Raw genomic sequence first — 13,721 nt, forward strand, 5'->3', positions numbered from 1 at the left:
AACTCAGTTTTACAGGCGTTGCTTCATTTTGCAGACACTACAGCTTTTACAGACGCCGCAGCTGTTGCAGATGCTGCATCTTCTGCAGACTTTGCCTTATAAAACTTTAATGAACCTCCACATGTAACACGATTAAAGCTTACAGATAAGGGTACGATAGATGAAGAACTATATGTCACCTACTACGCACATAAACATCACGCTTAAGCAAAAGCTTACGCACCATGCGCGCGTAATTACATTCGCGCAACATGTACATACAAGTACTGTCCATATAAGTGATGTTTAGCCGTTTGCATATAAGAAAGAGGCGCTCATGTCCGAGTTACTTACTGTTTCAAATTTGCATGCAGGAACAGAAGATAAACCCATTTTGCATAACATAAATCTCACCATTAAACCAGGAGAAACCCACGTGATGATGGGTCCTAACGGTGCAGGTAAATCAACACTTGGCCACGTTATTATGGGCGACCCTGTTTATCACGTAACAGAAGGTTCTATTCATTTTGAAGACCAAGATATTACTGAGTTCACCGCAGACAAGCGCTCTCTTGCTGGCATTTTTCTCTCCTATCAAGCCCCCGTTGAAGTTCCAGGCGTGCCACTTTATAGCTTTTTACGCACTATTTGCCAAAAGCGTCCCGAGCTTAAATTAACGGCGCGCAAGTTTCGTGAGCGTGTTTCTGAAATCTCGTCACAGCTTGATATGGACGAAGCATTTTTAACGCGCGAACTTAACGTTGGTTTTTCTGGCGGTGAAAAGAAAAAAGTTGAAATGCTGCAACTCCTATTGCTTCGCCCCAAGCTTGCGATCCTTGACGAAACCGATTCTGGCTTAGACGTTGACGCGCTTGCAATTGTTTCAAAAGGTATCGAAGCCTATCGCGCGCAGTGTGATGGCGCGTTGTTGATGATCACGCATAACACGCGTATTCTTGAGCGCTTAAACGTTGACCGTACACACGTTATGGTTAAAGGCCACTTAATGGCAGAAGGCCCTGCTTCGCTTATCGACCATATTGACGCACATGGATTTAGCGAATACGAGCAAAAACTTGAAGAACAACTTGATGCGCGTGGAACAAGTGAGGCTTAACGTGAAAGACCAATCTTTAATAGAGCTTGCCGACAAAGGTCAAACCGATGTGTTTGATACCAAATCCGCAGGTGATGACTATGTAGATCGCGGTGCAAACTCAAATGTTGGTGTCGACGAAAAAGGGCGTTCTAATATTTCTGATATCGACCGCTCACTCTATGACTTTGTTATGAGTGAGGAAGGCTACGAACGCTACGCAGACGGTCTTACGCCCGAAATTGTTACCTCAATCTCACGCAAAAAAGACGAACCTGCATGGATGCTACAGCTGCGCCTTGAAGCACTTGAAACCTATCACGAGCTCAAGATGGCAGATAACTGGGGTCCAGATTGTTCGGGCTTAGATCTCAACCATATTTCAACCTATGTAAGCCCACGCACCAAACAGGCTCGTAGCTGGGATGACGTTCCAAAAGATATTAAACAAACGTTTGAGCGCTTAGGAATCCCCGATGCTGAGCGTAAAAGTTTGGCTGGCGTTGGTGCGCAGTACGACTCTGAAATTGTGTATCACAACATGCGCGATGATGTGGCAAAACAAGGAGTTGTATATACCACCATTGAGGACGCACTTCACGATCCGCGCTGGGAACCCATGGTCAAAAAGTATTTTTCCAAGCTTATTCCTCTTAAAGATCATAAGTTTGCCGCGCTTCACTATGCCGTCTGGTCGGGTGGCTCGTTTGTGTATGTGCCCAAAGGCGTAACGCTTAGTTATCCCCTTCAAAGCTATTTTAGGCTTAATGCTTCAAGTGCTGGTCAGTTTGAACATACGCTCATCATCGTAGACGACGAAGCCGACTTACACTTTATTGAAGGGTGCTCGGCGCCAAAATATTACGAAGCAAACCTGCACGCTGGAGCCGTTGAGCTTTTTGTGGGCAATAATGCACGTATGCGCTATTCAACCATTGAAAACTGGTCAAAGAATATGTACAACCTCAATACCAAGCGCGCACTTGTGGGTGAAAACTCACGAATGGAATGGATTTCGGGCTCGTTTGGTAGTCATGTTTCGTACTTATATCCAAGTACCATATTACAAGGAAACCACTCTACCTGCGAATTTACGGGCATTACCTTTGCAGGGGCAACGCAAAACCTAGATACTGGCTGCAAAATCGTTATGAATGGTCAAGGCTGTAAAGCTTCGGTTGATACAAAGTCAATTTCTAAAGACGGCGGTATCAACACTTTCCGCTCGTCTATGATCGTTGGTAAAAGCGCACATCACTCGGTGGCAACGGTAAGCTGTCAGTCGCTTATGCTTGATGATATTAGCCGCTCCGATACCATTCCTGCTAATAATGTTCGCTGTGCCACGGCAAGTGTGGGACACGAAGCAACCATCGGAAGAATATCAGATGACACTATTTTGTATCTTATGAGTCGTGGATGTAGCGAAGCCGAAGCACGCACCATGGTTGTTAACGGCTTTGCGAGCCCGGTTTCTAAAGAATTACCCCTTGAGTATGCAGTAGAAATGAATAATCTTATTAAAATCGAAATGGAAGGAGCGATTGGCTAAATGAGCACCAACACAAATGAACAGTCGACTCCGCAAGAAACTACAACAAGTTCCTTGACACAAGAACAACCAACAAGTGCCTTTACGCAGGAAACGGCAATGCACGTAACCAAAGATGTTATCAATCTTGCTCATGTAAACGCACCTTGGTCGCAAACGTGGAATTATTTACACATCAATAATATTCCCTTTTCTGTTCCCGCGCCCGAAGTACGCGGCACGCTCTATGCGCGTCTTCCTCCCCTGTTCGACCGCATGACCTGCGGCTTAGGAAAAGATGCGCAAAAGTGGATAGAATCCGTTGCGCCTGATGCACACGTTATAGAAATTCCAAAAGGCACTAAGCGCACAGAGCCTGTTGTTGTTGATGTAAATGCCGATGCACACGAGGCAAAAGACACTGGCATCATCGTGCGCGAAGGTGCCGAGGCAACCATCGTTTTGGTTTCATATGGAAAAGAAGAGCAAGATACAACTTCTGCTAATTTGGCGCGTATTGTAGCCGAACGCGAAAGCGTTATCCATTTGGTAGAAATTGTTGCTATGAACGATACTCACCAACATCTACAAGGCGTAGCGCTTGATGTCGACGATCGTGCAAAAATTGATGTTCACCAATATGCGCTGGGCGGTAAAAAAGTGGCCTTTGGTTTTTCGTGCGATCTTCACGGCAATTCTTCGCGTCTTGACCTCATGCTTCGTTATTTTACCTGCGAACACGAACGCCTCGACGTTAACCATCTGTGCAGGCAACGCGGCAGAAACACGCGCTGTACCATGCTTTCTAATGGTATTCTTACCGATTATGCACATAAAACACTACGAGAAACCATCGATTTGGTGCACGGCGCAAAAGGCTCCAAAGGAAACGAAGCTGAAACCGTTTTAGTTGCATCCGATAACGTTATGAATGAAACGCTCCCCGTTATTCTATGTGACGAAGATGATGTTTTAGGAAATCACGGTGCCTCTATTGGTTCTATAGGACCCGAGCAGCTTGCATATCTAGCCGATCGCGGTCTTACCGAAGAAGAAGCAAACAAGCTCTTTACGCGTGCAATCTTTGACGATGCGGCTATTCACGCGCCAGACACGGTTTCGAGAAATGCCGTTTTGGATCGTGCGCGCGTTATAGTAGGTGATGACGTGGCAGATGATTTTACCGATGCATTGGGAGAAAATCACGCGCGTAGCTACCAAATTAACGGTGTGATAGAAGATTAGTGACGCTACGGCGTTACGAAAAAACGTTATACAGCTTTACGCAACCAACGTTATACAGCGTTACAAAAAAAACGTTACACGAAAGGTTATATTGATAATGCTCGCAACCAACGACGAACAGGCGTTGCAGGAAAATCCTTATAAACAAGATTTTCCGCTTTTAGCTCAACACAAAGAACTTGCGTTTTTAGACAGCGCAGCCACAGCTCAGCGGCCTTTAGAGGTAATCAATGCACAAAGCGAGTTTTATCACAACATGAATGCAAACCCTTTGCGTGGCTTGTATAAACTCTCTGTTATGGCAACCGAGGCAATTGAAGCTACGCGCGCTCATGTTGCACGCTTTATTGGCGCGGTGGATACAAACGGCGAAGGACGCGCACGCGAGGTTGTCTTTACGCGCAATGCTACAGAATCTCTAAATTTGATTGCTCAATCACTGGGAACGATGTGCTTGGAGCCTGGCGATGAAGTTGTTATTAGTATCATGGAGCACCATTCAAACATGATTCCCTGGCAACAAATATGCAAAAAAATGCATGCTAAGCTAACCTATCTCTACCTAAACGATACCTGTAGTATTACAGACGAAGAACTTGAGCGCAAAATTACCAACAAAACAAAAATTGTAAGCCTTACGCATGTATCTAACGTCTTAGGCATAACCAACGATATTGCACGTATTGCTGCACTTGCTCACAAAGTAGGTGCTTATATGGTAGTGGATGCCGCTCAAAGCGCACCGCATATGCAGCTAGACGTACAACAGCTTAATTGTGATCTGCTTGCGTTTTCTGCACATAAAGCACTTGGTCCTTTTGGTATAGGAGTTATGTGGGGAAAGCTTGACATTCTTGAACGCATGCCCGTATTTTTAACGGGTGGCGAAATGATAGACTCGGTAACCACTTCTTCTGCAACGTGGGCACAAGTCCCCGAAAAGTTTGAGGCAGGAACCCAAGACGCTGCAGGTATTTACGCATTTGACAAGGCTCTTAGCTATTTTGACACGCACGATATGAAAAAGCTTGAACGTCGCGAGGCTCTTTTGAGCGCATATTTGTATTCGCGCTTGTCAGAGCTTAGCTTTATCGATATTTACGGAGCACATGACCCCGCGCGCCATAGAGGTGTTGTTTCGTTTAATGTAAACGGTGTACATCCGCACGACGTTTCATCTATTCTTGATTCGTATAATGTCTGCATTCGCGCAGGTCATCACTGTGCTCAACCGCTGCTGAACTCTTTGGGCGTTCAAAGTACCTGCCGAGCAAGTATTGCGTTTTATAATGACGCGCGCGATATTGATCGTCTTATTGATGCGCTGCAAGCAGTACATAATATTTTTAAGCCTTAACGACGTGAGCGGTGGCGCGAGCACATGGGCTCAGGCGGCGCGAACGCAGAAGCTCAGACGCGCACAGCAGCTTGCGCACTACAAGACACACAACAGGTCAAACCGCGTAAATACAAAATGGCATACAACCAGCAAGGAAAGCAACTATGGATATGAACAACAACTCGCACCAAACAATCGATAAAAAACCTGCTGCCGGAGTAATGGGTGCTCCTACCCTATATAACGCTCTGTTTATGGATCACGTCAATCATCCCGATTATTGCTATTCTATTGACAACCCAACACTTTCGCACGAAGGCGTTAATCCATCTTGTGGCGATGAGCTTACATTTTCGCTGAAGCTCGATGAGCATGGCATTATTCGTGATGCATGCTATCAAGGGCACGGCTGCGCTATTAGTCAGGCATCTGCCGATATGATGAGTGACGCAATTATTGACAAAACTGGTAGCGAGGCTTTACAGATGTGCGAACTTTTTGGCCGTATGGTGCGCAATCAACTTCAAGAAGGCGAATCGCTTGACAGTTTGGGAGACGCAGCCATGCTTAAAGACATCTCTCATATGCCAGCGCGTGTAAAATGCGCAGAACTTGCATGGGCTACGTTGCAAGAAATGTTAGGTGTACATAGCGACCCCGATACCGCGCAGGCTTGCCAAGTAGCGCCTTCTCACGCGAAGGGGTTATAAGTCCGCAGCCGTTGTTTGTATTGCGTTCGTTGTTTGCGCGCGGCAGGGGAAAAAGAGCTATGTGCTCTCAGCTAGAAGTTCTGCGCCCAAGCTCCTGAAGCGCAAGGTCTATAAGCTTATCGGTACAATCAATCAAAAATAATGGAATATTAAGCACATCGTTATCCAATTTTAGATTATCCAACGAAAATCGGATGCGCAGTTTTGTTTGGAAATTCGCTCGCGTTGGGATGTTTTGCAAAATCTCGTTCATAAGCTGTTATGATTTCATACAGCGCCGCCTGCACGGCGTTTACATCTCGCGCTTGCTCCGATAGAAACTGCCGTTTTAGAATCAGCGCGATTGATGACGCTCATCACACAATTATATATATTTTTGTGATACGTATCACATAATTATACGTATTTATGTGACGGTTATCACATAATTATATATTTTGCGATAACGAGGGATGATTCCTAGGATATTAAGAGCAACGGGCACAGCAGACGCAACGTGTACATCAAGTAAGCCGTAAAATTTATGAATAAATTACGCAGATTTATACGCATTTAGTTGTGTGGTATTGGTGAATACCAATTTAACACGCAAAAAAACCGTAATTTCGCAGAAGCGCTATTCATAAAATAGTAACGCCTTGACCATGGAAAACGTGACCCCCCCCCATAATGTTTTCTAAAACGCGCGCGACTACCATCTATCTTGTAAATGTGCTCAAAACCAGCCAGACAATCATATAAAATGTTTAGATATTTATATTCATATGTTAAAGTCGTAAAGTTTGGGTGATTACAACATGACACATAAGACACGCTTGCAAAAGCATGCCGAGAAAAAACTGAATCACGAGGTTATTTCAACCGAAACCACAGCAAAACTTGGTGTGGCAGCATCCGTTGCAATCGCATCAACTATTGCTTTAGCTCCTGTTGCTCAAGCAGAGACACTACAGGCTACACAGCCAGACACCGTGCAATCCACGCCTCAAAACTCATCGCCCGCAGGCACCAACAAAGCCGCAGGCAACGCGGCACATACGCAAAAGAGCGAGCGCGGTGCCACACAAGCAGATACGCCACAAACACCCGTAAACTCACCGGCAGGCACCCAGCCTAACACTCAGGCAAACGCCCAGACCACCCCACAAGCGCAAACACAGCCAACGCCTGCACAAGGTGGGAACCAGGTTATTACCCCAAACGATAAAAACCCTTCGGCACATTCGCAAGAAGAGGCAAACACCCAAGTAAAACGTGAAAAAGACAGCAAAAAAACCTACACATTTACCGTTACATACTGCGTTGAAGGCTATGCCCAAAAACAGCTTTTACAACCAACAGAGTTTACCTTTACCGATGACGAACTTACCAAGATAAGTGATCCCAGCGATCAAGGACTCTATATTCCTGTTGTAGAAACAAAAGGTTATCGCGCGCAACGTGGCGCGTACATTAAAGAAAACGGGAAATACATTCTTGATACCAAAAAAGACGCGTCGGTACAATCGTACATAAAAATAGACCGCACCTTAATTGAAGCTCATAAAAATACCATTACGTCTACCGATACCAATATTATTTCTAACTTTACGGTTAATTATCGCCCTAAAACTATTACGTATTACGTGCGTCACATGCTCCAAGATCCCAATGACCCCCAAAAGTTCATTGAGTTCACGGGCATTAACGAGCAAATTACCATTAAAGATAAACAGGGTCAATCTCACACGATTAGAGTAAGTAAGGCAAAAGGTGTAGTTGGACAAAATCTCTATGCTCAACCAGTAACTATCGAAGGCTATACGCCCGAGCCAAATATTATTAACTCCCCCATTCCTGATGACGAAGATTATGCAGACGCTGATGACAGTAATCTGAATAATCCTGCGCTTGCAAAAAAGCATCTTGTTCTTGAGTTGCGCTATTTACTTAATAGGCATGAAGTGTCTTACGATACTCATGGCGGCAATTCCATTCAATCAAAGATGTTTTTGTATGGAATGAAAGTTGACGCGGTTCCCACTCCCACACGCAACGGCTATACCTTTACAGGCTGGACGCGCGAAACACCTGGCAAGAATGCAACGAGCGCCAATTCCTCAACACCTGATACCAGTGCTAACGCCACACTTCTTGATAAAATGCCTGATTACGATGTGCATTTTGTTGCACATTGGAAACCAGCCTCACAAACCGCACAATACACCGTTAATATATGGGTTCAAAAGGCCGATCTTCCTAAACCCGATGACCCTACCAATATAGAAAACTATGACTTTATTGGTCAGGTACACAAGCAGGGTAAAACCGATACAACCATTGGTGAGCAAGGCTTAAACTTAGAACAAAACGATATCACCAAGCTGCAATGGCCTGATGCTAATTTACGTGGGAACATTGCTAATCAAAATGATTTTTCCAAATACTTTATGGAAGACGATACAACCAAATCTCTTACTACCAAAATGAATGAGGGTAGTGAGCCTGAATATTTTGGCTCACAAGAGATGCGCGAGCGCACCAAAATACGTCCCGATGGAACAACCGTTGTTAATAAAGTATTTAATAGGCGCACCTACGAGCTTATTTTTGCAAATGCCGATATCGAAAAAAATGGCTCAACTAATAAACTGTTTACTGCGGTTAACCACATTACCATTACAAAAGGTGATAAGGAATATAACGATACCGATAAGAGCAAGCTCTATAAAGTTACTTATCGCTTTGGACAAACCATTCATTACACAAGTGGTTTTCCAACAGATGCCGAAACAAAACGGTATGCAACAGAAGACGAAGACTCACGCACATTTGGTTTAGGCTGGCGAGTTGCAAACGACGCTGGTAAAGTTATCTATATAGACACGCCACCCTACCGCTTTGACGAAAAACATTTTATAGCGCCGAAAGCCAATAAAGATACTACAGCCTTTTCACAGGACAATATCCGCCTTTTTGGAGAAAAGCTTACACCTTATCAACGTGTTCTTGTTCCCGATGCAAATAACGGGGGTGCAGGATCAATACATGTTCTGGTTAAGCTTGAAACCGAGGAATCTGCGCGCAGAAACGATGACAACAATCGCGAGTATGTAGCGTCTGAGCTCAGCTATACCAAAGACGACACGCTGAGCAGTGACTACAAATACGAGGCTCCCACCATTGAGGGATTTGAGCCGCTTGTAAAAAAACAAAATCTAACAGAGCAAGACGACCAAGACGATTATTACAATAAGCTTGCCGACGAGCTTGCAGATATATGGAAAAAAGACCACCCCGAAGAAGAAGATGATCCTGACGGTTCTGATGATGAGTTTAGAGAATGGGTTGAACAAAAATTCCCTCATCTTGTCTTTACGCAAGAAGGCCCTGACGGCAGTGAGCTCGAACAAAATGGCCTTTTGATCTTCAAGTACAAGCGCAAAAATGTGAGCGTTCGCTTTAATGTTGATGAAATCACACAGGTAAAAGATTCAAGCAATACGCAAGCAAGCACACAAGAACCTTACGGCACAAACGTAAGAAAATTTGCACATAAATATAATGAAGGTGTTACCAAGAATCCGCCTGCCGCTGGCAAGCACTTTGCTTCAAGCTATACCTTTACTCTTAACGGCAAAACATACACATTTTCGCGTCCTGACAACATTCCCGAAGACTACGAATTTGCAGGTTGGTCGCTTGATCCCACAGGTACCAACAAGCTTGCCACCACAAAAGCAGACGGCACCGCCTATACTGCTCAAGAACTAGCGGATCTTCTTAAGAAATCTCCCGAAGAAATTGCAAAAGTTCTTGGAAATATTCCGCTCGAAACAAACGGCATTACGCTCTATGCAAGTTGGAAGCGCGTTGACACCATTCACACCATAGATGTTGATATGGCGCGCCCAGACGCACCTGAACATACACTCGTAAAAGTTAAACATGCAGGTCATGCCAAACGCGCTAAATTAGGCGTTCAAGGCGATCAAACCACCACCGAGCAAGATTGCTTCCCTGCGGTTGCCGAGCGTCCAGGTTATATTTTTAACGGATGGATGCAACAATACATCAAACCAGATGGAAGCGTACAGTGGCTGCCATTTGCGTTTAGCTCCCCTATTCTTGAAGATCTCCACATTAAAGCTCAATGGATAGAGGATAAACGTGTATCTGGTACCATGTCTCACGTCTTTTTACGAGAAGGATATACGGCAGAAGACTACAAAAAAGCTAAGGATACTAACAACCAAGAAGAACTTAAAAAGATGGTTGCCGACATCCAAACAAACGTACTTACTAATTTAAGGCCACGTTCAAGTTATGCTGCAGAGGCAGTCTATCGCAATGGCAACTATTATCCTGACCATACCTATACAACATTTATGGTGAGCGAGGACGAGAAAAATAACAACGCAGAATTTGTATATACCCCATATGCAATACGGCGCTTTACCGTCCACTATAAAGACGCTGCGGGGCATGAGCTTCGCACGCCCGAAGTCTTTGTATCCAATAGACTTACCTTTGACGTGGCTCACGCCAAAACGATTCTTGGCTATCGCTTACAAAGCAACCAAGCACTGGCTCGTCAGCTCCATTTTGAGGCAGATGAGCACGGTGCATATAAAAACAACTACGACGTAGATTTTATCTATGATGACGTTCGTATTCTTTCGCGTACCAACGGTGATCAAATAACGCCCGACGATTATTCTCGCCTGCAATTTGATACACAGACTACAGAGCTTTCCATGAAAAACGGTAAAGTAATTTCTACGCCTTCGCATACAGACGGTGGAAATTTAGCTCCGTTTAATGGAACTGGCACAGGTGACACAGGCAAAACAACCAATACCCTTACCTTTGATGTTGTTAAGGGAATAAAAGCGTATGAGGCACCACTACCCACACCTCATGCAAAAGAGGGCTATACCTTTACAGGTTGGACCTCTAAAATAGTATTTGCAAAAGGCGAAACAAGTGTTGACGGTGCAAATCGCCTGCCCGTATATTCAGAGGAATTCCCCTACAAGGTAGTGTATACCGCTCACTTTACTAAAACGCAGATTGCTTTTGTTGGTGGCGATAGCACAACCGAGGCGCCCGAAGGTTACTACAAGGTTACCTATTCAGCAGATCAAAACGGTCGCTTGTCGCGTCAAATTTCTGACGGCCAAGGTGGCACTAAAACAGAAACGCTTGATACACTCACCAATGTTGTTGTGCTCGACAAGTACAAAGATAACGTTATTGAGGCTCCTGTTGCGGTTCCCGATAAGGGCTTTGAAGAAAAAGGTGACTTTGAATTTAAGGGTCGCGACGCAAAAGATAGAACCTATATTAAACACTTTGAAATGATCGAACCTAAAGCTGTTGAAAAACGCTATGTTCTACCTGGTCATCTTTTACTACAGGCAAATCAAAGTGCTAAAGATCTCATTGCCAATAACAATATTTATGCCGACGCCGACGATAACGAAACGGGAGCACGTGCAGCAACCTATGAATTTTGCGATGAGCATGGTAACAAAGCATTCCTTGATATAAAAACGCCTGGTGAGCATAAGATTTTCATTAAAGTTACCGCAGGTCGCGAAAAGAGCCGCGTATCAAAGATGGTACCTTTCTTCTATGAAGTGATGCCACAGTTGATGTTTGGCAAAGAGTTCAATGCAAAGGGTTACCCCGCAGAATACGCCAACAAATACAAAAAGATTACGTTTACATCTCATACGCAACAAGGCGTACTCACAGGAAAAGATCAAACGAGCCCACAAGGCGAATCCGAAACGCTTGAAACGTTTGTATACACAGGCGATAAAGCTCCTGAAAATTACCAGCTTGATCTTCCTTCGGCTACAGGAAAAGACTATACACAAGCAGGATATCACTGGGTCTTCCGTGGATGGCGTATTGTAGGCAACCAAGCACAGCCCGATGTGACTGACTTTAAAACCTTTAAGCCCAACATTTTGCCACAAGCCCGTTATGAGCAAATTACCAAGCCAACAGATAATATCATTTATCAGGCAGTTTACGAAAAAATTCCTTACATCACCCAGCAAAGTGATAACGGAAATGTTCCACCCGACAGCGTTGTTGTATCCTTCCAACCAGCAAATGGACGCATTTGGAAAGATGGCACTGCAGGTCCTAAGGTGTACTATATCCGCAAGGGTATGGACATTTCTAAGCTTGATAAGAATGGCGTGCCTATTGCAGATGGCGATACAAGTAAAACATCAATTCTTGATTATTTAGGTGCACAGTTGTACGGCTATCAGGGTTCGTGGTCAAAGAGCTCTATGCAAGGTATTGCAGGTGATGAACACGTAGGCGACAAACCCGGTGAATGGCTTGCCAATAATGCGTTCCAAGAGTTTGTTGCACATCAAACAGACGTTGTTATCCCACGTCTTATGAGTGAGCGTGTAGTGCTTACGGGTGCTGATTTGCCACAAGCGCGCAGCTACATAGAAAATATGAAAGAGCTTTTACAAGACACCTTAAAAGATGACGATAACGATGGTAAGCCCGACGACGATGCCATAAGCATTGAATATACAAGCTCTCCTTCTACGGCAAAAGCAGGTACCTATACCGTTACCTTTAAGGCAATTATTAAACATAAAGATACCGATAAGAACAAAGAATACCGCTTGACGTCTGTACTTAAAGTTATGCCAAAGACTTTGAGTGCCGAAGCTGCAGAAACTCTTATCAATAGCATAGATGCCAAAACACAATCCAACCCCACAGCGCCTGCACTTACCGAAGAAGAGACGCTGTTCAAGAATCATTATGTTCCTGTAGCGTTTGAATCCGACGAAGCTCAAGGAGAGCTGCTTGGTGGCGATACCAAAAAGTCATTTACACGCTACGTAGTAGCAGACCAAACAGGAACCACAAAGATAAAGATTAGTGTGCCGCAGGTATTGGCTAAACTTAACCAAAAAGACAACCAAGGCAAAGGCTTTGACTATAAGTTTGTTGGCTGGGAAAAAGTTAACACAAACCAGACAGGCACACCTCAAGATTCACGCGTGGATATTAGCCCCGATAAGCGTGCGATAACCGATCAATTTAAAGGTAAAACAACGTATCGCGCTATCTTCAAAAAGGTCTACCACATCCTTGACTCAAGTGAGGTTGATACGGTTCCTGCAGGATATGTTCCCGTGGCTGTTCTGCCAGCACCTGGTCATACCTGGGAAGATGGATCGCGTGATCCTTATATCAAGTACGTTAAAAGCGGTAGTTCTATCAAAGATACCATTGAAGCTATGCAAAAACAGCTTTCAGGGTTCATCGACTGGACAATATACGACGCAAACAGCAAAGAAATTACCGATCCGCAAGACATTGCCGATCGCAAACCTACGCGTGCTCGTACCTTTATTGCACGTCAAAGTGAGCTGCCACAGATTCACGTTAAAAATGATGTGGTAGTAACTGTAGGCGACGCTATGCCAGCCTATGCCAACATGGTAGAAGATATTACAAAAGTTGACCCTAAAACAGGTAAGCCTCAACTAGACGCACATGGTAATCAACTTACCATTAATGCTCTTAAGGCATTTACCGATCGCACCATTAACAAGCGTTTTGCTGGATGGAAAACCGCTGAAGACGGCTACAAGAAGATTATTACCGATAAAGCTGGTACCTATAACGTTCGCTTTGGTCTTATGTATTACACCGATGCATGGGACATGAATGCAGACGGCACACCCAAGCGAGATGAACACGGCAATCCTTTGTTCAAGACAGAAACGATATGGGTAAATGTTCCTGTTCGTGTTCTGCCTCGTGTCATACCAGAGCAACACCTAC

General features: G+C 44.5%; 6 protein-coding genes. All 6 read left to right on the forward strand.

The annotated features are described in order from the left end of the window. The first annotated feature begins 316 nt into the window (after window positions 1-316). Window positions 317-1,099, forward strand: a complete 783-nt coding sequence (gene sufC / locus AC5GD6_RS04570; RefSeq protein ID WP_006303075.1) for a Fe-S cluster assembly ATPase SufC — start codon at window positions 317-319, stop codon at window positions 1,097-1,099. Then, window positions 1,074-2,630 (forward strand): Fe-S cluster assembly protein SufB, encoded by a 1,557-nt coding sequence (sufB, locus tag AC5GD6_RS04575; protein ID WP_006303074.1) that lies wholly within the window; start codon window positions 1,074-1,076, stop codon window positions 2,628-2,630. The genes sufC and sufB overlap by 26 nt, the downstream gene beginning before the upstream one ends. Further along, complete coding sequence (locus AC5GD6_RS04580; RefSeq protein WP_311439312.1) at window positions 2,631-3,854, forward strand: SufD family Fe-S cluster assembly protein; 1,224 nt, start codon at window positions 2,631-2,633, stop codon at window positions 3,852-3,854. Between the two features lie 97 nt (window positions 3,855-3,951). Next, window positions 3,952-5,211 (forward strand): aminotransferase class V-fold PLP-dependent enzyme, encoded by a 1,260-nt coding sequence (locus tag AC5GD6_RS04585; protein ID WP_311439313.1) that lies wholly within the window; start codon window positions 3,952-3,954, stop codon window positions 5,209-5,211. A gap of 146 nt (window positions 5,212-5,357) precedes the next feature. Next, on the forward strand, window positions 5,358-5,903 hold the full coding sequence (gene sufU, locus AC5GD6_RS04590) for a Fe-S cluster assembly sulfur transfer protein SufU (protein WP_006303071.1): 546 nt from the start codon (window positions 5,358-5,360) through the stop codon (window positions 5,901-5,903). A 797-nt stretch (window positions 5,904-6,700) separates the two neighbouring features. Then, a partial coding sequence (locus AC5GD6_RS04595; protein WP_491846338.1) for an InlB B-repeat-containing protein occupies window positions 6,701-13,721 on the forward strand: 7,021 nt, incomplete at its 3' end.

This window comes from Fannyhessea sp., from assembly GCF_986145555.1.

Excerpts from the sequence above, each read along its gene's own strand:
- sufC (WP_006303075.1), top strand. The coding sequence starts at position 317 with ATGTCCGAGTTACTTACTGTTTCAAATTTGCATGCAGGAACAGAAGAT.
- sufB (WP_006303074.1), top strand. The coding sequence starts at position 1,074 with ATGCGCGTGGAACAAGTGAGGCTTAACGTGAAAGACCAATCTTTAATA.
- AC5GD6_RS04580 (WP_311439312.1), top strand. The coding sequence starts at position 2,631 with ATGAGCACCAACACAAATGAACAGTCGACTCCGCAAGAAACTACAACA.
- AC5GD6_RS04585 (WP_311439313.1), top strand. The coding sequence starts at position 3,952 with ATGCTCGCAACCAACGACGAACAGGCGTTGCAGGAAAATCCTTATAAA.
- sufU (WP_006303071.1), top strand. The coding sequence starts at position 5,358 with ATGGATATGAACAACAACTCGCACCAAACAATCGATAAAAAACCTGCT.